This window comes from Novosphingobium sp. FW305-C-30-35, from assembly GCF_058783135.1.
Genome location: NZ_JBYSYJ010000002.1, coordinates 198,681 through 221,174, shown reverse-complemented (window position 1 = coordinate 221,174; position 22,494 = coordinate 198,681). Strand labels below are relative to the sequence as shown.

Here is a 22,494-nt window from a genome sequence, read left to right as displayed (position 1 = left end):
GGCAGGGCACCGTCTTTGGATAGCTTCTAGGTAACCGGTGTCAATGGCCAAGACACGCGGCCCATTGCAAAGTCTGACAAGAACCGGCTAGGAACGCTGCAACGCCTTGACACCGGTGTAAGTCACCGTGAACTAGGCTCGGATCGACGGGACGACGTGTGAAGAAGTCGAAGGACGGCAAGCCGACAATCAACGACGTGGCGCGCCTTTCGGGCGTCTCGAAGAAAACCGTCAGCCGGGTAATCAACCGCTCGCCGCTGCTCAACGATGCAACGCGCGAGAAGGTCGAGGCGGTGATCGCGGAGCTGGGCTATGTCCCCAACCCTCAAGCCCGGGCCCTTGCCCTGCGCCGCAATTTCCTCATCGGCCTGATCCACGATAACCCCAACGCGCAAATGGTGCTGGGCGTGCAGGAAGGGATCCTTTCCGCAATCCGCGATACCGAGTTTGCGCTTGTCGTTCGTCCTGTCAATCGCCGCTCGCCTGACATGCTCGACGACGTGCGGGCCTTTCTCGAACAGCAAAGGCTGTTCGGCGTCATGCTTCTGCCGCCAATTTCCGAGAATGATGCGCTTGCCGAACTGTGCGACGAACTTGGCGTCACCTACGTGCGCATGGGATCGGTCAAGCTTGACGAAGTCGAGCACATGGTGGCGTCAAACGACCGCGAGGCGGTTTCGCAAGCGATAGACTACCTGATCCGGCGGGGCCACCGCCGCATCGGCTTCGTCGCCGGTCCCGAAGGTTTCCGCTCCGCTGCCGAGCGGTCGCTGGGCTATCGCGATGCGCTGGAGATGGCGGGGATCCCCTTGGACGATGCCATCATGGCCGAGGGCAACTACACGTTCGAGACGGGAATTGCCGCAGGCAGGAAGCTGCTCGCCGCAACGCCCCGCCCCGGCGCAATCTTTGCGAGCAACGACGAGATGGCCGCAGGCGTTCTGCACGCGGCGCGGACGCTCGGCCTTTCAGTACCGGAGGACCTTTCGATCGTCGGCTTTGACGACACTGCGATCGCCGCTCATATCTGGCCCCCTCTCACCACCGTGCGCTGGCCGATCCAGGCCATGGCCAGAGCCGCGGCGCTCAAGCTGATTGACCCGGCAGAGGCGCGCAAGCAGCCCTCGCACTTCCTTTCCGACCTGATCGAGCGGGCGTCGGTCGCCACCTGCTGATACCTGCAAAAATGGCGCACGAATGGGCTTGCTTCGACCAATGACACCGGTTACCTAAGGGTCAAATTCGCGTCAAACTGCTCGGTCAAGCAAGCCGAAGCGAGAGGAATTCCCATGAAAATCGCATTGATCATCGAGAACAGCCAGGCCGCAAAGGCCAGCCTCGTCCGCGAATCGCTGGCCGCCGTGGCAGAGCCGCTTGGCCACGAGGTTCATCATTACGGCATGTACACGCCCGAGGACAAAGCCTCGCTGACCTACGTGATGAACGGCCTGCTTACCGGCATCCTGCTCAACTCCGGCGCTGCCGACTTCGTGGTTACTGGCTGTGGCACCGGGATGGGTTCGATGCTTGCCGCAAACAGCATGCCGAGCGTGTTCTGCGGACTGGTGATCGACCCGACAGACGCGTTCCTGTTCGGCCAGATCAACGATGGCAACGCGATCTCGATGCCCTACTCCAAGGGCTTCGGCTGGGCAGCCGAACTGAACCTGCAGGACGTGTACCGCAAACTGTTCGATGGCGAACGCGGCCTTGGCTATCCCAAGGAACGCGCGGCGATCATGAAGACCAATCGTGGCATCCTCAAGAGCCTCAAGGAAGCTTCCTGCCGTGATATGCTGACCGTCCTCAAGACCGTTGACCAGGACCTGCTCAAGGCCGCCATCGCTGGCGAGAAGTTTGCCGACCTGTTCTATGCCAACTGCAAGGACGAAGCTATCTCCGACTACCTGCGCGGCCTTTCGGCCTGACCCCTGATCCAGGGGAGAGGATAACGATGAACCTGTTCGACCTATCGGGCCGCGTTGCGGTCGTCACTGGTGCCAACACCGGTATTGGCCAAGGCATTGCCGTGGCGCTGGCACAGGCGGGGGCAGACATTGCCGCAGTCGGCCGCACGCCTGCCGAGGAAACCGCAGCCAAAGTTCGCGCACTGGGGCGCAATTGCGAAGTGGTTGGTGCCGATCTTTCGACGATCGAACCGGTGCAGTCTGTGGTCGAACAGGTGATCTCTTCGCTCGGCGGGCTCGACGTGCTGGTCAACAACGCGGGCATCATCCGCCGGGCCGATGCGGTGGACTTCACAGAGGAGGACTGGGACGCGGTGGTCGATACCAACCTCAAGTCCGTGTTCTTCCTCTCGCAGGCGGCGGGCCGCCACATGATCGCCAACCGCGAGGCCACCGGGCGGCGCGGCAAGATCATCAACATTGCGTCGATGCTGAGCTTCCAGGGCGGCATCCGGGTGCCGAGCTACACCGCAAGCAAGAGCGGCGTCGCCGGCCTCACCAAACTGCTTGCCTGCGAGTGGGCGGCCAAGGGTGTGAACGTCAACGCGATTGCACCGGGCTATATCGCCACGAACAATACCGCCGCTTTGCAAGCGGACGAGACGCGCAATCGCCAGATCATGGAGCGTATACCGGAAGGACGCTGGGGTGATCCGGCGGACATCGGCGGTGCAGCGGTGTTCCTTGCCAGCGGCGCGGCAGATTACGTGCAGGGACACGTGCTGGCCGTCGACGGCGGCTGGCTGGCCCGGTGACCCCTGGCGCCCTGATGGCCGGTCACCTCGTATGCTTTGGCGAATTGCTCTTGCGGCTCTCGCCACCCGGCGCGCGTCTGATGGTCCAGGCGCAGAGCCTCGAGATGGTTGTCGGCGGGGCGGAAGCCAATGTGGCCGTCGCGCTCGCCTCGCTGGGCCACGCCACCCGCATGGTGACGCTGCTGCCCGACAATCCCCTTGGCGACAAGGCGCGGGCCGAACTCGGCGCGGGCGGAGTCGATACCCGCTTCGTCGCCCGTGGTGCCGGGCGCATGGGGCTCTATTTCATGGAGCCCGGCGCTGGGCTCAGGCCCTCATCGATCACATACGATCGCGCCGGGTCCGCATTTGCGCATGCTGACGCTTCGGCGTTCGACTTTGCAGGAGCGCTTGAAGGGGCGAGCCTGCTGCACTTGTCGGGCATAACCCCTGCGCTCGGGCCCAATGGCGTCGCGCTTGCCCGAGCCGCCGTGGCTGCAGCGCAGAGCGCGGGCGTACCTATCTGCCTCGACGGAAACTACCGGGCTCAGCTCTGGGAAAGCTGGAACAGCGATCCGCGCGCCGTGCTGACCGAACTGGTGGGTGCAGCGACCGTGCTCATCGGCAACCACCGCGACATATCACTGCTGCTCGGCAAGACGTTCTCGGGCGATGGCGCCGAACGGCGGCGCGAGGCGGTGGAAGCGGCCTTCGCCGCGTTCCCCAACCTGCAACTGATCGCCTCGACTGCACGCCAGGTGGTCAGCAGCGACCACCATCGCATCGCGGCGCGCGTCGACGCGCGCGAGTCAAAGCATCAGACATCCGAGATCGACGTTACCGGCATCATCGATCGGATCGGGACCGGGGACGCCTTCGCGGCCGGAGTGCTGCACCGTTACCTGCAAGGCGGCGATGCACAGGCCATGGCCGAATGCGGCCTTGCGCTTGCTGCGCTCAAACACTCTGTCCCCGGCGACTTCTGTTTAATAAGGCAGAGCGAACTCGCTGCGTTCAGCGCCGAAGGCGGCGATGTCAGGCGGTGAACTGACCCGGCGCGCGTTGCTTGGCGCCAGTGCGGCACTCGCGGCATCGCCGGTTCTGGGCAGAGCCGGAGACCCGCAAGCGGGACGCTTTACCGGACTGCGCGAGGATGGCGTGCTGGCCTTCAAGGGCATTCGCTATGGCCGTGCAGAGCGGTTCGCACGGGCCGTGCCGGAGCCGTGGCAAGGCCCGCCGCGAAGGGCGCAGAGCTTCGCCCCGATCGCTCCTCAACGCGGCAATCCCGACTTGGCGCAGAGCGAGGACTGCCTGTTCCTCAACGTATGGACGCCGGATGCCAATCCGCGAGCGCGGCGTGCGGTCATGGTCTATTTCCATGGCGGGGCCTATTCCAACGGCACGGTCACCGATCCGCTGACGCGCGGCGGGACGCTGGCGGCGCAGGGCGACGTCGTCGTCGTCACAGTCAACCACCGGCTGAATGCACTCGGCTATGCTTGGCTCAAGCCTTTCGGGCCGCAGTTTGCGGACAGCGGTAATCTTGGGCAGCTGGACCTGATCCTTGCCCTTCAATGGGTGCGCGACCACATAGCCGCGTTCGGTGGAGATCCGGCGCGGGTCATGGTCTTCGGCCAATCGGGAGGCGGCGCCAAGATTGCGACACTGATGGCGATGCCGGCGGCTGACGGCCTGTTCCATGCGGCGGCAACGATGAGCGGCCAGCAAGTCGTGGCGAGCGGACCCGGGAACGCATGGAAGCGGACGCTTGCCCTGCTAGCAGCGCTGAAGCTGCGCCCCGATGACGTGGAAACACTTCAGACGATGCCTGTGCAGCGACTCGTCGAAGGCCTTGCCGCACCCGACCCGATCATGGGTGGCAACCTTTACATGGGCCCGGTGCTGGACATGACCAATCTGCCCCGCCACCCGTTCTGGCCGGATGCGGCGCCCCAGTCACTGGGAATACCGATGATCCTGGGCAATGTGCGCGAAGAGACCCGGGCCTTCATCGATCCGCGTGGGCCAAAGCTACAGGGGCTGGCCTGGGACAACCTCGCGGCCCGCATAGCGCCAGAGATCAAGATCGATCTCGACGTCGATTGGGTCGTCGCGCAGTACCGCGCGCAATACCCGCAATGGACGCCAGATCAGGTGTTTTACTCCGCGACCACGGCGGGCCGCTCGTGGCCCGGGCAAGTGATCGAGGCAGACGAGCGGGCGAAGGCTGGTGCCAAAGCCACCTGGGTCTATCAGCTGGACCGCGCTTCTCCCAGCGATCCCTTGCGCGGTGCCGCACATACCGATGACATCCCTTACGTCTTCGGGACGCTGGATGCGCCCGGCAGCATGAGCGGGACGGATGCAGGCGCTCGGACCACCAGCAGCCTGCTGATGCAAGCATTCGCCGGCCTTGCCAAGACCGGCCAGCCCGGGCTGGCGGAATGGATGCCGTACACCCTTCCAGACCGGGAGACGCTGGTGGTTTCGGACGGCCGGGTCCAGACCGTCAACGATCCACGCCGGTGGGAGCGCGAACTCTGGGCTACGGCACCTTACATTCAACCGGGTAGCTGATGATCAGTGCCAGAGGCGCGTCCCCGCGCTGCGTGATGCCGACGACCGCGCCTTCGTAGAGGTAGGCGGTCATGCCCTTCCTCAGCACGGCACGCTGCCCGTCAGACACGACTTCGCCTTCGCCTTCGAGCACGTAGTAGACCTCATCGTGCGCGATGGGATGTTCGCCGATTGCCGCGCCGACATCCAGAGTGCGGCGGCGGAACTCCATGCGGCGCGGCTGAGGCACCGCGTCACTGATCCGCCATGCAGTGCTCATGCCGATGCCGCCATGCGGCGGGGGTTCACGCCGCATGGTGTCCACCTCATCGATGACCGCCATGGGCGGCGCTGCGGCAAGCAACAGGGCGAAGACCGCGTTCATGGCTGGCGCATCGTCACGTCGCGGGAGGAGAGTTTCTCCTGCGGTCCCGCCTTCTGGCCCGGATACCGGCCCGACTTCGGCGTCATCGTATCGAGGTTCCAGTCGGCCTCGACGAAGGGAGCGAATGTGGCCACGGTGTGCGGATAGCCGCCGACTTCTTTCTCGTCGTCGATGATGTCGCCACGTCCTTCGGCGACGAAGAACAGCACCCGGATATCATCGGGCGCACGATCCCACGGACGCGCGCCGACTGTCTGCAGCACGGACGTCTCTACCTCACCCGAAGGCAGGGTGTTGTAGCGAGAGATGTCGGTCAGGGGCGCTTTCGCGGTGATCAACCTGGCCCGCGTCTCGCCATAGCGGCCGAACTGCGGAAGGGGGTTGCCGTGGCGGTCGACCGCGCGGTTGTCCTTGCCGAAGTACTTGAGATCGCCATCGCCGCCCAGCATCAGGAACGGCAGGCCCGGATCGGTATCGTTGCCGCCACGCATGACGTTGCCAACTGCAGTGATCTCGCCAGTCACATAGTCGTGGCCGCCCCATTCGAGGTTCATCAGGTTGTAATGCACCGCGCGGTGGCCGGGATTGTAGATCACATTGTTGATCATGGTGACCTGCGCGCCGCCCTTCACCAGTGGCGAACGCTCGACATTATGCGCCCAGACGTTGCGGTAGAAGGTGATGTTCGTCGCATTGTCATGGATGAGCGAACCCTTGGAATGCTCACCCTTGGGGTGGCTGGCATTGGCAAGTCCTTCCGCAGCGATGTTCTCGCGGAAGACGATGTCGTGGCTGGTACCAGCGCGCCATTCGGCCACGGAATTGCCGGTGAAGCGCGGTCCCGACGCGGACATGTTCTCATCGAGCGCCCACAGGAAGCTACAATGTTCGACCACGACATTGCGCGCCGCCACAGTCGAGAAGGCGTCAGCCTCCCAGCCTGAAAGCTTGGCCTGACCATCAGCACCGGTCATCACGCGCAAGTGGGAAAGGATGACGTCGTGCGTCTTCAGATCGATGCCACCCTTGACGATCGTGATTCCCGGCGACGGCGCAGTCTGTCCCGCTACCGTAACGAACGGCTCGGTGATCTCCAGCGTGTCGCGGCCCATGTCGATCGTGCCGCCGACCTCGAACACGACGGTGCGCGGACCCTTTGCGGCAAGCGCCTCGGCAAGTGATCCAGGGCCAGCTTTTGCCAGCGTGGTAACGCGGATGATTCGCCCGTTGGCCCCGCCCTTGGTCGGATCGGCGGGGTGCGGCCCGGCCCAGGCGGTCGTTGCCAGCAGAATGGCGAAAATGGCGGAAATCGTGAACTTTTGCAGTCTCTGATGCATCGCAGACTCTCCCATTGGCATGGTTATTGACAGAGGCGCGATGCAAGGGCAATAAATAATGACACCGGTTACCTAAATGACATGCCAAGCCTTTGCGGGCATGATCGCTGCGGGATCGGATCGATAGCCGGTACCATGTTGGTAGCAGGGCCGGCTTGCGGGAGCAGTGGTGCACAGAAAGGTTGTCGCTTCGCGTCATCCCTCTTTGACACCGGTATCAATGGCCTCGACAAGGGCAATGAGGGGATTCATCATGCTTACTTCAGTTTCGCGCATATCGCTGTTCAGGATGGCGTTGCTGGCGGGCGGCGGGCTCGCGGCAAGCGGTCTTGCCCAGGCGCAGGAAGCGGTCGCAGCTCCCGAAGCACAAGTCGGCGCAGACGATGCGGCTATTGATGATGCGATCGTCGTGACCGGATTCCGCCAGTCACTCCAAGCGGCCATCAACGTCAAGAAGAACGCCGTCGGCGCAGTGGATGCCATCGTCGCCGAGGACATCGCCAAGTTCCCAGACCAGAACCTTGCCGAATCGCTGCAGCGCATCCCCGGCATCTCGATCTCCCGCGATGCCGGTGAAGGCCGCGCCATTACCGTGCGCGGTCTGTCGAGCCAGTTCACCCGCGTCCGCGTCAACGGTCTTGAAACCGTGGCGACGTCGACCGACGGCGCATCGGCGAACCGCGACCGCGCATTCGACTTCAACGTCTTCGCTTCCGAGCTCTTCAGTTCGATCGTCGTCCACAAGACCGCAGAAGCAAGCCTCGATGAAGGTTCGCTGGGCGCCGTGGTCGATCTCAACACCGGCAACCCTCTGGCCGGCAAGGCCGGCTTCACCGGCGTCGCCTCGGTCGTCGGCACCTACAACGACCTGTCGGATTATGTCGGCCCGCGTCTCGCCGGCCTGCTCAGCTGGCGCAACGATTCCGGCACCTTCGGTGTGTCTCTTTCTGCCGCGTACCAGAAAACCAAGGTCCTTGAGCTTGGCAACAATACGGTGCGCTGGTCACAGGCCCGCTTTGACTCCGTCAATGGCGCGCCATGCTTCACGCAGAGCGCCACCGACCTGACCGGCCGCCAGAACTCCGGCGGGACCTACACCGTCGGTCGCAACGCCGCGTGCGACAAGGCCGCGCTTGCCTTCCACCCCCGCATTCCGCGCTACGGCGAGGTCAAGCATGACCGCGAACGCCTGGGCCTGACCGGCTCGGTCCAGTTCGCGCCGACCGATGCCACCAAGTTCTCGATCGATGGGCTCTTTTCCCGCTTCAACGCCGATCGCGAAGAGCAGTGGGGCGAAGTCCTGCTGCGCAGCAACGAGCGTTCGATCGACGTCGTGAACCCGGTCTACGACAGCAACAACAACATGATCTCGGCGACGCTCAACGATGCATGGGTCCGCACGGAGCATTACCTTCGCAAGAGCAAGACCGAGTTCTATCAGGTCGGCGGCACCTGGGACCAGGACCTGTCGGATACCTTGCGCTTTACGGTGCTCGGCGGTTTCTCGAAATCGGATGCCGACATCCCGGTCGAAACCACGATGATCTTCGATGATCGTGACGCGCAGGGGTACAGCTTCGACTACACCGACATGAAGAGCCCGAAGCTGACCTTCGGCACCAGCGTGACCGACCCGGCCAACTTCCAGCTCGCCGAAATCCGCGACCGCCCATCGACCGTGGTGAACAAGTTCAAGACCGTGCAGTTCCGCACGGAATGGGACGTTGCGGAGGGCTTCACCGTGAAGGCCGGTGCGATGTGGCGCCGCTTCAATTTCGACACCGAATCCTACACCCGCGACACCGCTGTGTGCGGCAATGGTGGGCTTGACCGCGTGCTTGGCACGATCACGTGTTCGGCCTCTTCAGTCTTTGGCCCGACGGCCGTTTACGGCATCCCGGTGACGGCGCAATTGGCGCAGATGTTCAACCTCGGCAATGCCGGGCAGCCAGCAGGCAACACCAACGCCTGGCTGGTTCCGAATCTCGAAACCACCACGGCGCTGACGAAGCTCTACGACCGCGCGCTCGTTCCCGATGCTGGCAACATTCGCGGTGTCCAGGAAACCACCAAGGGCGGTTACCTGCAGTTCGACGGCAAGGGCGAACTACTGGGCCTGCGCTATGCGCTCAACGCAGGCATCCGCTATGTGAAGACCGAACAGTCCTCCTATGGTCTTGTCAGTGGGACCCAGGCCACGGTCGAACGGTCGTACGACGATTGGCTGCCAGCAGCCAATCTAGCACTATATCCTTCCGAAAACGTGATCATTCGTGGGGCGATAGCGGAAGTCATTACGCGCCCTTCGCTTGGCTCGCTCACGCCGGGCGGCTCGGCTGATGGCTTCAACTTCCGCGTGAACAGTGGCAACCCGTTTCTGAAGCCGTTCCGTGCCACGAATTATGACCTTGCCGTGGAGTGGTATTTTGCTCCCCAAGCTCTGCTCTCGGTGGCAGGCTTCATCAAGGACATCGCCACCTTTACGCAATCGTCGGTTATCCCCGAAGCGACCTTCGCGCAGACCGGGCTTCCCGTGTCAGTACTGAATCCGTCTTCCCCCGCAGCCCTCAATCCGGACTTGCTGAACCAGCGGATCTGGCAACTGACAACCATCGTCAACGGCGAAGGGGCTACGTTGAAGGGCGTGGAAGTGGCGGCGCAGATTCCGTTCAAGATCTTCACTGAAGGTTTTGTCGGCAATTTCGGCATACTGGCCAACGCGACGTATATCGACAGCAGCGCCACCTTCAGCCTTGCAGGCCCGGCAACGACACCAGGGGGCGCTTTGGTTGCGCCGATTTTGGTGAACAGCGCGCTCGCCAACGTCTCGAAGTGGGCCTTCAACGGCACGCTGTATTATGACGACGGCCGCTTCTCGGCCCGCGTGATGGGCACCTATCGCGGCCGCTATCACGAGGGTGCCAGCGGCACCGGCAATCTGCTCGAAGGCTATGGGTCGATGTTCAACCTCGACGCCTCGATGCGGTTCAAGCTGACCGATTGGGTCGAACTCTCGGTCGAGGGCAACAACCTGCTCGATACCTACCGCTATCGCTACACCGACATCGACGCGAACCGGAACTACGAGAACAATCATTATGGGCGCAACATCCTGGTGGGCGCCCGCTTCAAGTACTGACGACCAACCCTGCCGGGCGCATCCCTCCCGCGCCCGGTACCTCAGAAGGAGCTGCCATGACTGTCGTAGGATCACTGGATCGTCGATTTTTCATGGCAGCTTCTCTTTTTTCACTCGGCCTCGGTGCAGCAGCGAGTGGCCAGACGACGCCGCCCGCCGTGTCCGGAGGCCCCCTGCCCCCTGGCCTGCCACAGCCATCCGAAACGATCGATCTTTGGCCAAGCGGCGCGCCCGGCCAACCGGCCAAAGCACTTGTCGAAACCGTGCAGGAGCGCTCGACTGACCGCCTCGTCACCGATCGTGCCGTCTTCGGGATATCCCGCCCGCGCCTTGCCGTCTTCCGGCCAGACCGCCCGAACGGCGCTGCGGTCCTGATCACGCCGGGCGGCGGCTATCGCTGGGTTGTGGTCGACAAGGAAGGGTACGAGATGGGCCGCTGGCTCGCTGCCCGTGGCTTCACCGCCTTCGTCCTGTTCTATCGCCTGCCCGGGGAGGGCTGGGCAGCGGGTCCGGATGTCGCACTATCCGATGCGCAGCGCGCCATGCGCCTCATTCGCCAGCGCGCCAGGGATTTCGCAATTGATCCGGAACGCGTGTCTGCAATGGGTTTCTCCGCCGGCGGTCATCTCTGCGCCGATCTTGCCACGCGCTTTGCGGTGAAGACTTATGCCCCGGTCGATGCGGCAGACGCGCTGTCGGCCAAACCGCACAGCGCCGCGCCGATCTATCCGGTGGTCTCGATGTCCGCACCCGATGCCCATCCCGGTTCGCGCGAACTCCTGGTCGGCAAGGCCGCTGCGCCGGAGATGGAAGCTGCGCATTCCCCTCACCGCAACATGCCGCGCGATGCCCCGCCACTGTTCCTGCTTCATGCCGAGGACGATGACGCGGTACCGGTGAACAATACACTGCTGCTTCGTGCCGCCGCCAAGGCACTAGGCGTGCGCGTCGAGACCCACCTGTTCGAGTTCGGCGGCCATGGCTTTGGCCTGCGCAAGGCAATCGGCAAGCCGGCCGAGGTCTGGCCGGATCTTTGGCGCGCGTGGGCGCGAACCACGGGACTGGCGCTATGACTGTGAATCGCCGTGATGCGCTGAAATCTGCCGCCCTCGTCTCTTTCGGTCTTGCCGCGCCTCTCGGAGCAAACGCAGCACCTGCGCCGCGCGAGGTCCCCTCGCGGCACCGGGGCTTCGACAACCAGCGCGTTGCCGATCTGGGCAACGGCATGTTTCTAAACCCGATCCTTTCGGGCGACCGTCCGGATCCGGCGATCCTCAAGGACGGCAAGGACTATTACCTCACCTTCTCCAGCTTCGAGAGCTATCCCGGGCTGCTGATCTGGCACTCACGCGATCTGGTGAACTGGCAGCCGCGCAAGCCTGCGCTACACAGGAACATCGGATCGGTCTGGGCAGTCAGCCTTGAGAAACACGCCGGACGCTACTTCCTTTACATCCCGGTGAAGGCTCTCCCACGCAACGAGATCTACGTGATCCATGCCGATCATATCGACGGGCCGTGGAGCGATCCGGTCCCACTTGGACTGCACGACCATATCGATCCGTGCCATGCGGTCGGCGAAGATGGTTCGCGTTGGCTGTTCCTGTCGGGCGGCGATCGCGTACGTCTTTCGGACGATGGCCTGAAGATCGCAGGCCCGGTCGAACATGTCTACGACCCATGGCGATATCCCGATGAATGGGACGTCGAAGGCTTCTCGCCCGAAGGTCCCAAGATCCATCGCATCGGCAAATGGTTCTACATGCTCACCGCCGTCGGTGGCACTGCCGGCCCGCCCACAGGCCACATGGTCATTGCCGCACGGTCGAAGTCGATCCACGGACCCTGGGAGCAGCATCCCGGCAATCCACTCGTCCGAACCAAGGACGTGCGCGAGGCATGGTGGTCACGTGGCCACGCCAGCTTGGTCGAAGCTCCTGACGGATCGTGGTGGAGCCTTTATCATGGTTTCGAGAACAGCTTCTGGACGCTTGGACGCCAGTGCTTGCTTGATCCAGTCGCCTCGACTGCAGATGGCTGGTTTCACATGCAAGGCGGCGATCTCTCCAAGCCCCTGGCCAAACCGAGAGGGGGCGAGGCGCTTCCCCACGGAATGCCGCTAAGCGACAATTTCAGCACGCTGCAACTCGGAACAAAATGGTCGTTCTTCCGCCCGGCACCCGATGAAGCGGACCGCGTGCGCGTTTCCGACAGGACCCTGTTCTTCAAGGGCAAGGGTCTGGCACCATCGTCCGGTTCGCCCTTGCTGCAGATCGCGGGAGATACGTCCTATCAGTTCGAGTGCGACATCGAGCTGGCCGAGGGCGCCACTGCTGGACTTGTGCTGTTCTACGACGACAAGCTTTATGCCGGTCTAGGCTTCGACAGGGAGCGTTTCGTCACGCATCAGTACGGGATGGAGCGCGGCCGGCCAGCGAACCCGCACGGTTTGGCCATGCGGATCCGCGTGACCAATCGTCGCCACATCGTCAGCTATCACACCTCGGGTGATGGCGGACGCACCTGGCGCAAGTTCGACCGCGGAATGGAAGTCTCAGGCTATCACCACAACGTCCGTGGCGGTTTCCTGATGCTGCGTCCCGGCCTTTATGCCGCAGGACCGGGCGAAACGAAATTCCGCAACTTCATTTTCACCGCACTGGACGACTGATGCCCCGCATACTTGAGCTTCATCCGGACCGGCTTTTGCCGGCCGATCCATCGGTGCGCGCGATTGCGCGCGAGCTTCATGCAAGCGTTGCGGGTTTGCCGATCGTCAGCCCGCATGGTCATACCGATCCGCGCTGGTTTGCGGGCAACGAGACCTTCGGCAATGCCACCGACCTGTTGCTGGTGCCCGACCACTACGTCTTCCGCATGCTCTATTCGCAAGGGGTGGCGCTGGAAGACCTCGGCGTGCGCAACAAGGCGGTCGATCCGCGCGCGGCATGGCGGCTGTTCGCCGAACGCTACTGGCTGTTTCGCGGCACGCCTTCGCGGATGTGGCTCGACTGGGTCTTCGCCGAGGCCTTCGGCATGGGCGTGCAGCTGGGCGCGGAGACTGCCGACCTCTATTTCGACACGATCACCGAGATGCTGGCCAGCGACAGCTTCCGCCCGCGCGCGCTGTTCGATCGCTACAACATCGAGGTCATCGCCACGACCGAGAGCCCGCTCGACACTCTGGAGCACCACGCCGCGATCCGCGCCGAGAACGCGCGCGCCGGCGGATGGCAGGGCCGCGTCATCACCGCCTATCGTCCCGATCCGGTGATCGACCCGGAGTTCGAGGGTTTTTCAGCGAACCTCGACCTGTTCTCGGGGCTGACCGGCGAGGACTGCCGCACGTGGGCCGGCTACCTTGCCGCCCACCGCCAGCGCCGCGCCTTCTTCAAGGACATGGGCGCGACCAGCACCGACCATGGCCATCCCACGGCAGCAACCGCCAACCTTTCCGCATCCGAAGCGGCTGCGCTGTTCGAGCGGGTGGTTTCGGGCGAGTTCCATTCCTCGGACGCCGAGCTGTTCCGCGCCCAGATGCTGACCGAGATGGCGGCGATGAGCCTGGACGATGGCCTTGTCATGCAGATCCACCCCGGGTCCTTCCGCAACCACAATGCCGCGCTGTTCGAACGCTTCGGGCGCGACAAGGGCGCCGACATCCCGACCCGCACCGACTTCGTCCATGCCCTGAAGCCCCTCCTCGACCGGTTCGGCAACGAGAAGGACCTCTCGATCATCCTCTTCACGCTGGACGAGAGCGCCTATGCCCGCGAACTCGCGCCGCTGGCCGGGCACTACCCCTGCCTCAAGCTCGGCCCGGCCTGGTGGTTCCACGACAGCCCGGAAGGCATGAAGCGCTTCCGCCAGATGACGACCGAGACGGCGGGCTTCTACAACACCGTCGGCTTCAACGACGATACCCGCGCCTTCCTTTCGATCCCGGCACGGCACGACGTTGCCCGGCGCATCGATTGCGGCTTCCTGGCGCAGCTGGTGGCCGAGCACCGCATCGAGGACTGGGAAGCGGCAGAGCTTGCGCAGGACCTGTCGTACAATCTGGCGAAGAAGGCCTATAACCTGTGAAGCGCCTGTCCCCGGACACGCTGGCAGCCCTGCCCGCAGAGGTTGCTCGCCCGCTCTACGATCGCGAAAGCCAAGAGGTTGGCATCGTCCACTTCGGCATCGGCGCATTCCACCGCGCGCATCAGGCCTGGTACACCGATGCGGCGATGAATGCTGGTGACCGTGACTGGATGATCACCGGTGTCTCGCTGCGCTCGGCAGGCGTTGCGCGGCAGATGAACCCGCAAGGCGGGCTCTATACGGTGGCCGAGCAATCGGACGACGGGATGCGCGCGAGGATCGTGGGATCGGTCCGCAACGTGCTGGTGGCGAGCGAGGAACCCGATGCGGTGATTGCCGCCGTGGCTGCGCCTGCCACCCGCATCGTCAGCCTGACGGTGACCGAGAAGGGCTACTGCCGCAATCCTGTTGGCAGCCTCGACTTCGACCTCGCGCATTCCTTGAGCTTCTACTACTTCGTCACGCAAGGCCTGCTGGCGCGGGCCAAGGCGGGACTGCCCGGCGTGACGCTGCTGTCGTGCGACAACCTGGCCGAGAACGGCGCGATACTCGAGCGCCTGATGCGCCAGTACCTTGCCCGGCACGAGCCTGATCTGGTGGACTGGTTCGATCGGAACTGCACCTGCCCCGCGACGATGATCGACCGCATCGTGCCCGCCACGACCGACGAGGACCGCGCGGCGGTGGCAGCAGCGCTGGGCGGTCCTGAAGACGAGGCCTGCCAGGATGAAGCCTGCCAGGATGAAGCTTGTGTCGTCACCGAACCGTTCAGCCAGTGGGTGATCGAGGACCGCTTTGCGTCCCCGCGTCCGCGCTGGGAAGCTGTCGGCGCGCAGATCGTCTCCGAGGTTGCCCCTTACGAGACGGCCAAGCTGCGCATGCTCAACGGCGCGCACTCGCTGCTGGCATACTGCGGGCTCAGGGCGGGCCATGAATATGTCCACGAAGCCATTGCCGATCCTGCCTTGCGCAGCCTTGCCGAGCAGTTGATGCGCAACGAAGCCGCACCGACGATCGCGACCGCACCGGGGCAGGACCTTGCCGCCTATGCCGATGCGCTGATCGCCCGCTTCGCCAATCCCAGCCTCAACCACCGCCTGATCCAGATCGCCATGGACGGCTCGCAGAAGATCCCGCAGCGCTGGCTCGAGACGCTGGCGCACAACGAGAAACACGGCCGCACCTGCCCCGCCATACGCGAAGGCCTGACCGCCTGGATCCACCACCTGCAAGGCCACAACGGACCCGTCGACGACCCCCTCGCCGACAAACTCTCCCGCACCGCCAAAAGCGCCGATCCCATGACCGCGCTGTTCGGTGAAGGCGGGCTGCTTACCAGCAGTTGGCGGCCGCAATAGCCTGATTGGCCCCATCCTGTAGCCGTCGGCTCGCAAGTTTGGGGCAGGTCTGGTGAGATCCGCTACCGGCCGAGCGGGATACTGGCGAATTCCTGCCTGATCTCCTGCAGGGAACGTGCGTCGCGCCAAGTCATCCCGATTGGCTTCGATGCCGCGCCGGGGCCGGTCGATCCCCTTTCGGCAAAGCGCGCGTCTTGCGGGTGGAAGACGGTACCCATGGTGCCGTCCCTCGACGTTCCATTCATGGGCGCCCAATGGTCGGGATGGATATGCGCGTCCATGTGGCATTCGATGAAAAGCGCATGTCCGACAGCTTCAGGATCGGCGTAGCGGCCATCGGCAAAGCGCTTTGTCGGATGCCATGGTCGGGCGAGCGCGACCGAAGCGTCCGGCACGCCCGGCTCGCGCGTCAGGCGGCTGCGATAGATCACGAGGCCTGTAGACTGGGATAGAGGGGTGGAGGGCGCCGCAATGAAGGAATGAAACTCGCCCGGTGCGATTTCCGCGGCCCTCTTCCTCGTCCGGATTTCGCTGTCTTCGATCAGCAGCTGTCCGTTACCGAAGATGAAGTCGATATTGCCGGAAATCAGCGAGCGCGCGATCCAGGCCCGGCCGCCATTCGTGAAAAGGGTATCCTGATAGCCGAGTATCGCTGCATCGCTGATCGCCACGCTGTCGCTGGCCACATCGAGGAGAAGCGCAACGGCTTGCGGGTTGGCAATCTTGCCTTCATCGCTGCCTGCGAGCGCATCGTTGGCCAGATAGTCAAAGGTGTTCTCGATCGTGATGTCCGAAATGCGCACCTCGGCTGCATTGATCGTGAGCGTGGCGGATCCCGGCGTTCCCCAGTTGGCGCGGTGATAACGGCCCGATGTCTGTGCCACGGCGCCGAAGTGGAGGCGGCTGACGTTCCGCCCCGCCCCAACGATCTTGATGCGGTTGCGCCGGATCACGGGCTTCTCTTCGTAATCGCCCGGCATGACGCGGATCTCGATCCATCGTTCCGACTGATCCCGCTCGGCCGCATTCAAGGCGAGCTGCACCGAGGTGTAGCAAGGCAAGGCAGACCGAGTGCAGTCCCGTGCAACAGCGTATGTATCGGCGGCAGGACTGGCCACAGCGGACGCTCCGCCGAGCAGTGCTGCGGCGAGGACTCCCAAGCAGAACTTCATCGCCCATCCCCAGTCTGGCTGGAACTCAGAAGGGCACGCAGAAACCGGTCGATCCTGCGCGCGGTAGGTGTCAGCCACGGCTCAAAAAGCCAGAAATCGTGTGGGGCATCGACCAGATCATATACTTCCGTCCGCGTTCCATGGCTTTTCAGCGCCGCCAGCACAGCCACTCTCCCTGCGGTAAAACGCGGGATGCCGCTCCCGAGGATCAGGGTTGGCGGAGACCTCGGCGAAACATGATGCGCGGCACTTGCGTCGATCCAGGTCTGCGGGGCGCTTTCGAAAGATCCACCGACCCATTGCGCAAACGGCGACTTGTCGCCCGCCGCATTCTCGAACTGCAACGCCACCGGATCGGTCATGTCGAGCACCCCGTCGAGATCGATCAGGGCTGCGACTGGTACCATGCGGCCCGCCTCATCGGTGCGTAACCTTGCGTCATATGCGAGCAAAGCCGCCATCTGCCCGCCGGATGACGCTCCGCCTACAGCTATCCAACCGGGCTTGATGCCAAAGTGAGCCGCATTGTCGTGCACCCAGCGCAGGGCGTCTGCCGCATCGGTCATTCCCGAAGGATACCCGGCTTCGGGCGCCAGACGATACTCGGGAAGAATTACGGTATGGCCCAGTCCGGCGAGGCGGCTGGCCAGTGCGTAAAAGTGGCTCTTATCGCCCGATCGCCAGGCACCTCCGTGAACCAGCACCAGTGCAGTGCCCAGCCGTCGTTTCTGCGACGGCAGGAATACATCAAGGCCAAGGCTGCGATCAGACAGGCGCTTGTAGGAACGGTCGAACAGGATCTCCTGTCCCTCGGCAAGGGTCACTGCCGGCCAGGTGATCCCGCTGTACTGATCTTTGTACCGCTCGAAGCGCTGGGCGACGGTATAGCTGTCGTCCACCTCTCTTGCGGTTGCCGGCAACGAACCGGTCAGCCCGCAGGCAGCTGCAGCCGCAAGTGCCATCCTCAACAGCGTCATCAACCGGCCGCTTTCATGCAAGGGGGCCGCCCGCGAGGGGATTTGCGGACGGCCCAGTCATCGTCAGAACTGGTAGCGCGCTCCGACGAACCACTGCGCCCCCGTCCGCGAGAACTCGCGGCCCAGATACTGGCTGCCGTCGCCGGTGCCGTATATCCGCTCCTTCTCGTTCGTGATGTTGATGCCCTGTACCGTCAGGGTCAACTTTGGCGTGATGTTGTAATAAGCCGACAGGTCGACATGGGTCGGACCGTACTTGCGCTCCTGAACGTGGCCGTTTCCGCCCGGTTCACTCAACAGATAGTCATCGCGCTTGTTCACCGAAACGCGAATGCCCATGCTACCGGTGTCAAAATAGCCGGTGAAATTGTACGAATTGGGCGAAAGGCCCGTTGAGTCACGCGCCGATACATGGGTGTAGTTCGATGCCACGCCAAAGTAGGACAGGACGCCCGGCAGGAACGTGAACGGCGCGTTGAGCGTGACTTCGACACCCTTCACGCTGTTGCCGCCAGGGGTATTGACCGCCTGGAAGAAGGTGTAGGGCACCTTGGCCGGATCGGCATTGTAGGATGCGTCATAGCGGGGATCGGCGTAGATCGCCTGCCAGTATTCCTGCGGCACCGGCTTGGTCACCACAGCAGTGCTGAGCGAGCTGATGATATCCTTCTTGAACAGACCGACAGCGATCAGTCCGCCCTTGCTGAAGTACCACTCCAGCCCGACGTCGTAATCGTTGGAAAGGTACGGCTTGAGGTCCGGATTGCCGAGATTGCCGACGGTCCTTGTGGTGTATTCGAAGGTCGGGGCGGCGATGTTGAGCGAGCCCAGCCCCGGCCGCGTCATCGATCGGGCATATGCGGCTCGCGCCACGATGTCGGGAGTGATGTTCAGCGCCAGATTGAGCGAAGGCAGGAAATTGTCATAGCTGCGCTTCACCGAAACCGCAGAACCGGCAATGGTTGCCCGAGAATCGATGTTGGTCTTCACGTAGCGGACGCCACCGTTGGCGCGCAGAACCATCCCGCCGAGGTCGAACTCCCCGGTAACTTCGCCGTAGCCGCCCAGTGTCTTCTCGATCACTTCCCAGCCCGCAGCCGTATTGGGCGTGTAAGTATCGGAGATCAGGTTGGACGCGCCAACCTTGTCGAAATCGAAGACGGCGAATGTCGGCAGGCCACCCGAGACGACGCCCTTGCCGAAGTTGGAGATGGGGAACGGTTGCAGGTAAGTCTGCGGCGCAAAGCTGGGCAAGTTGCCCTGCGCTTCGGAATAGGCCACCGACCTGCGGCTGTAGGCCACGCCGGTGCGAGCGGTTATGTTGCCAGCCTCGAGAACCAGGTTGCCCTTGGTGGTAAAGTTGTCCTTGATCACCTTGTTCAGGCGGTTGGCCGCTGTCAGCGCATTGATGAAGTTTGCAGCGTTGTTCGGATCGTAGTTGCCATAGTTCAGGACCGGCACGTCCTGGTTCTTGGTGAAGTCATACGAGTAGAAGTGCGGGACTGATCGTGCATAGAAGCGCAGCTCCTCGCGGTCGGCCGCGTCGCGCGCCTTGCCAGCCATGACATCAAGCTTGAGGTTGTCCGACGCCTGCCACTTGGCCGAAGCCACATACTGCTGGAACTTCGAAACCGAAGTCTGGTGACGACTTTCGTACCACGAAGTGACATCGTCAAACGACGCGGCAATCAATTGCTTGCCGTCTGGCGCGATCGTGAACGAACGGGGCGTCTGTCCGACGAAATTGCCGGCCGGACCATGTGTCAGCAGCCACTCCATCGAGTTGTAGCTGAGACGGTCGTTTTCTAGGCGCGAGAAGAGCCCGTCGAAGCTGACTTCCAAGGTGTCCGTCGGACGGAACTGCAGCGAGCCGGTCAGGCCGAGACGCTTCTGATTGTTGCCGAAGAAATCGGCGCGAGGCAGTCGCGGCGCCCACAGGCAGCCCAGATTGTCGGCAGCCGGGCAGTCCACCGGCGTCCCGGACACGACGGGATTGGTGTCAGCCCAGCTGTCGCCATTGACGAACGGCGATGTCCAGCGGACCGAGCCAAAGCCTTCCTGATAAACGGTGCGTTCCGAGTAGGCGGCAGACACCAGCACGCCGACCCTGCCATCGGCAAACTGATCGGAAAGCATGGCGGTGACGCGGGGATCGACCTTGCGGGTAATCGAATTGTACCCGCCCTGCGCCGAGATCACGGCTTGCGGCTTGTTGAAATCGAACGGCTTTGCCGAATAGAGATCGACTGTACCGGCGATGCCGCCCTCTTCGATCGATGCTCGCTGCGTCTTCTGGACATCGACCCGGTTGAACAGCTCCGATGCAAAGATATGGAAGTCGAACGCACGGCCGGCATTGATGGTGAAACCGCCCGAGTCCAGACCGTCGCTGCTGGCAGGAACCTCCATTCCGTTGAGTGTCGTGCGCGTGAAATCCGGGGCAAAGCCACGCAGGGTGATGTTGCGACCTTCGCCACCTTCGCGGGAGATCGCGACGCCCGGCAGGCGCTGAATGGACTCCGAAAGGTTGAGGTCCGGCATCTTGGCCATGTCTTCGGCCAGAATGCTCTCGGTCAGGTTGATTGACTTGCGCTTGATGTCCTGCGCGCGAACCAGGCTGCCGCGAAAGCCGCTCACGACGATTTCCGGCTGCTGCGCAGGAGCGTCCTGCATGGCTTCCTGGGGCGCAGCAGCAGGAGCGGTGGCGGCCGCCACCGGTGTCATTTCGCTAACTGGGGTCAACGCGGACGCGCGTGTCAGGGCCACTGGCCGAGACGTCACCGTGGTCGACGGACTTCTCGTGACGATGGCATAAGATCCGTTGCCGAGCTGGCGCGCGGCAAGACCCGTCCCTGAAAGCAGTCGGTCAAGCGCCTCGCCAACGCTCATTTCGCCCCGAACGGCGTTGGTGCGGATCGAACGCGTTACCTTTCTGGCGGCAATGACCTGAACATCGCCCTGTCGGCCAAGGATGCTGATCGCCGTTTCGGCGGGTTGCGCATCGATGGAGAACTGCCGGGTCTGCGCAGCGGCTTCGGCTTGTGAGGAGACCGCACAAACAATAGCTGACGAAGCTAGCAGTATATTTCTCGAAACCGACATCAATCCCTCCCATATTCAGGCTTGCCAGGCTTTTGATTGTGCCTGTGCAAACAAGAGCTCCTAGAAACAAAAATCCTTCCAAAAAAGATTTGCTTCCGATCTGTTTTCAGGTCGCCTACTCTATTCTGATAATTCCCGGCTCGGCAGTATTTATGCGGACCCCAAGGCTTGCTTTGACCGCTTCTGCGAAACCATCCGGATCGTTTACACGAAACAGACCGTCGAATTGTTCGGCTGCGATCGCCGGATCGGCGATGACGATCTGGCGCCGGTTATAGCGGTTGAACTCCTCGGCAGCGCTGGAGAGAGGCGTGCCGTTCAGATCGATCATTCCGCTGCGCCACGCCAGCGCGCGGTCGACGTTGGTAGACTGACCGGTTTCGAAATCGACCAGCGCACTGGCGCCGACGATCGCCCGGTCCCCGCCCTTCAAGGTCAGCTTCAGGTTGCTGTCGTGCCTTGCGGAAGTCTCGACCACGCCTTCTGTCACGAGCACTTCCACCGCCGTTCCCCGGGTCCTGACCGAGAACGCCGTGCCGACCGCGCGAACCTGGACGTCGCCGACCTGGACAATGAACGGCCGCTTGGCATCCTTGGCGACCTCAAACCAAGCCTCGCCCTGCAGCAGGGCGATCTGGCGAACGTCCTGTGCAAGGTTCACCTTGATCTGGCTGGCAGAGTTCATCGTCATCACCGAACCGTCGGCCAGTGGTAACCGCCGGATCTCGCCCACCCGCGTCTCGAAATCAGTGGCACCGTCTCCCAGCCAGAAAGCAAGGTAACCACCAACCACCGAAGCGGCAGCAGCGCCCATCAACCCACGGCGAGTCCAGCGACCGGCGGATGAAATCGCAAGCGGTGCTGATGGCTCTTCATTCTTGGAGTCTGTCGCGGCCGAAGCTGGGTCGAGTGCAACCCATTCGGCTTCCATGCGCAGCAACAGGCCACGACGGGCGGGGACCTCATCGAGCCAGGTCTGCAGCGTTGCCTCGTCCGTTGCCGTCCAGGCGCCGGAGTCCATTCGCGCTATCTGCCCCGCGATGAAGTCCTCGTCCGAGGATCGGGTGCTGTTGACGGGCGAAGTCATGTCCGACCTCCACGCCGTGCGGTGGGCCGTGCCGTTCCGCTTATCAGCGCATCGACTTCCGCCTCGGTCTGCTGCCATGCCTGACGGACTGCCCGAACCCCAGTCCAGATCTGTTTCTCTACGGCTTTTTCCGTTATGCCGAGATGCGCGGCGATTTCCTTCTGCGACCAGCCCTGCAGCTTGCGCAGTTCGACCACTTGCCGGCAACGTTCAGGGAGGCCCGCGATAATGGCGAGGACGCGTTGGTAATCTAGGCGGCTCTCGGTCTGACGTTCCGGAGACTGCAGGGAATCGTCGCTGACGCATTCGATGTCTGCGACGACGTCCAGCGCGACGATCTGCTGTCGCTTGATGCGGCGCAGCACCAGGTTTCTGGCTACGGAGTAAAGGTACGCTACCGGATGCTCGATGTGATCGACCGCCGGGAGCATTGCAATTCTGCAGTAGGCTTCTTGCATGACCTCGTCGATCTCCTCGCCGGGCAAGCGGGACCGCGCAAGCCACCCCCGAACCTGCCGCTCATGCGGCAGCAGGTGTTGCGCAACCCACGTTGCCCTCTGGCGACGTTTCGCCAGCTCCGTGTTCGCCTCGCCT

General features: G+C 63.1%; 17 protein-coding genes. 10 read left to right on the top strand and 7 right to left on the bottom strand.

Translation table 11 applies throughout. The features are described from left to right. The first annotated feature begins 158 nt into the window (after positions 1-158). The 5 genes from AC3WLM_RS17800 (at position 159) to AC3WLM_RS17780 (ending at position 5,278) form a co-directional block, all read left to right on the top strand. Positions 159-1,175, top strand: a complete 1,017-nt coding sequence (locus tag AC3WLM_RS17800) for a LacI family DNA-binding transcriptional regulator (RefSeq protein ID WP_492478277.1) — start codon at positions 159-161, stop codon at positions 1,173-1,175. A 114-nt stretch (positions 1,176-1,289) separates the two neighbouring features. Continuing rightward, entirely contained in the window at positions 1,290-1,928 is a 639-nt protein-coding gene (locus AC3WLM_RS17795; RefSeq protein WP_492478276.1) for an RpiB/LacA/LacB family sugar-phosphate isomerase, read from the top strand. Positions 1,929-1,954: 26 nt separating this feature from the next. Beyond that, a complete protein-coding gene (kduD, locus tag AC3WLM_RS17790; protein ID WP_193828750.1) occupies positions 1,955-2,722 on the top strand; it encodes a 2-dehydro-3-deoxy-D-gluconate 5-dehydrogenase KduD in 768 nt (255 codons plus the stop codon). 14 nt (positions 2,723-2,736) lie between these two features. Further along, entirely contained in the window at positions 2,737-3,747 is a 1,011-nt protein-coding gene (locus tag AC3WLM_RS17785) for a sugar kinase (RefSeq protein WP_492478275.1), read from the top strand. Then, complete coding sequence (locus AC3WLM_RS17780) at positions 3,734-5,278, top strand: carboxylesterase/lipase family protein (RefSeq protein WP_492478274.1); 1,545 nt, start codon at positions 3,734-3,736, stop codon at positions 5,276-5,278. Before AC3WLM_RS17785 ends, AC3WLM_RS17780 begins: the two co-directional genes overlap by 14 nt. Here the strand turns inward: AC3WLM_RS17780 and AC3WLM_RS17775 are convergent. Together AC3WLM_RS17775 and AC3WLM_RS17770 are read right to left on the bottom strand one after the other, a co-directional pair. Next, positions 5,247-5,642, bottom strand: coding sequence for a cupin domain-containing protein (locus tag AC3WLM_RS17775; RefSeq protein WP_492478273.1), 396 nt, complete (start codon positions 5,640-5,642; stop codon positions 5,247-5,249). The genes AC3WLM_RS17780 and AC3WLM_RS17775 overlap by 32 nt on opposite strands. Further along, on the bottom strand, positions 5,639-6,979 hold the full coding sequence (locus AC3WLM_RS17770; protein ID WP_492478272.1) for a pectate lyase family protein: 1,341 nt from the start codon (positions 6,977-6,979) through the stop codon (positions 5,639-5,641). Before AC3WLM_RS17770 ends, AC3WLM_RS17775 begins: the two co-directional genes overlap by 4 nt. A 253-nt stretch (positions 6,980-7,232) precedes the next feature. Here AC3WLM_RS17770 and AC3WLM_RS17765 point away from each other — a divergent pair, with 253 nt between their 5' ends. The 5 genes from AC3WLM_RS17765 (at position 7,233) to AC3WLM_RS17745 (ending at position 15,562) form a co-directional block, all read left to right on the top strand. Then, positions 7,233-10,118: a TonB-dependent receptor gene (locus AC3WLM_RS17765; RefSeq protein ID WP_492478271.1), complete on the top strand. Its 2,886-nt coding sequence runs from the start codon at positions 7,233-7,235 to the stop codon at positions 10,116-10,118. A gap of 92 nt (positions 10,119-10,210) precedes the next feature. Next, on the top strand, positions 10,211-11,191 hold the full coding sequence (locus AC3WLM_RS17760) for an alpha/beta hydrolase (RefSeq protein WP_492478270.1): 981 nt from the start codon (positions 10,211-10,213) through the stop codon (positions 11,189-11,191). Continuing rightward, positions 11,188-12,789: a family 43 glycosylhydrolase gene (locus tag AC3WLM_RS17755; protein ID WP_492478269.1), complete on the top strand. Its 1,602-nt coding sequence runs from the start codon at positions 11,188-11,190 to the stop codon at positions 12,787-12,789. Before AC3WLM_RS17760 ends, AC3WLM_RS17755 begins: the two co-directional genes overlap by 4 nt. Then, positions 12,789-14,204 (top strand): glucuronate isomerase, encoded by a 1,416-nt coding sequence (gene uxaC, locus AC3WLM_RS17750; RefSeq protein ID WP_039335592.1) that lies wholly within the window; start codon positions 12,789-12,791, stop codon positions 14,202-14,204. The genes AC3WLM_RS17755 and uxaC overlap by 1 nt, the downstream gene beginning before the upstream one ends. Beyond that, complete coding sequence (locus AC3WLM_RS17745; RefSeq protein ID WP_492478268.1) at positions 14,201-15,562, top strand: mannitol dehydrogenase family protein; 1,362 nt, start codon at positions 14,201-14,203, stop codon at positions 15,560-15,562. Before uxaC ends, AC3WLM_RS17745 begins: the two co-directional genes overlap by 4 nt. Before the next feature lie 62 nt (positions 15,563-15,624). Here the strand turns inward: AC3WLM_RS17745 and AC3WLM_RS17740 are convergent, their stop codons facing one another. The 5 genes from AC3WLM_RS17740 to AC3WLM_RS17720 all read right to left on the bottom strand — a co-directional run bounded on the left by AC3WLM_RS17740 (position 15,625) and on the right by AC3WLM_RS17720 (position 22,430). Then, positions 15,625-16,734 carry a pectinesterase family protein gene (locus AC3WLM_RS17740; protein WP_492478267.1) on the bottom strand — a complete coding sequence of 370 codons (1,110 nt, stop codon included), beginning with the start codon at positions 16,732-16,734 and terminating at the stop codon, positions 15,625-15,627. Then, entirely contained in the window at positions 16,731-17,711 is a 981-nt protein-coding gene (locus AC3WLM_RS17735; protein WP_492478266.1) for an alpha/beta hydrolase, read from the bottom strand. Before AC3WLM_RS17735 ends, AC3WLM_RS17740 begins: the two co-directional genes overlap by 4 nt. Before the next feature lie 63 nt (positions 17,712-17,774). Next, complete coding sequence (locus AC3WLM_RS17730; RefSeq protein WP_492478265.1) at positions 17,775-20,813, bottom strand: TonB-dependent receptor; 3,039 nt, start codon at positions 20,811-20,813, stop codon at positions 17,775-17,777. A gap of 115 nt (positions 20,814-20,928) precedes the next feature. After that, positions 20,929-21,900 (bottom strand): FecR family protein, encoded by a 972-nt coding sequence (locus tag AC3WLM_RS17725; RefSeq protein ID WP_039335586.1) that lies wholly within the window; start codon positions 21,898-21,900, stop codon positions 20,929-20,931. After that, a complete protein-coding gene (locus AC3WLM_RS17720) occupies positions 21,897-22,430 on the bottom strand; it encodes an RNA polymerase sigma factor (protein WP_039335773.1) in 534 nt (177 codons plus the stop codon). Before AC3WLM_RS17720 ends, AC3WLM_RS17725 begins: the two co-directional genes overlap by 4 nt. Positions 22,431-22,494: the final 64 nt, after the last annotated feature.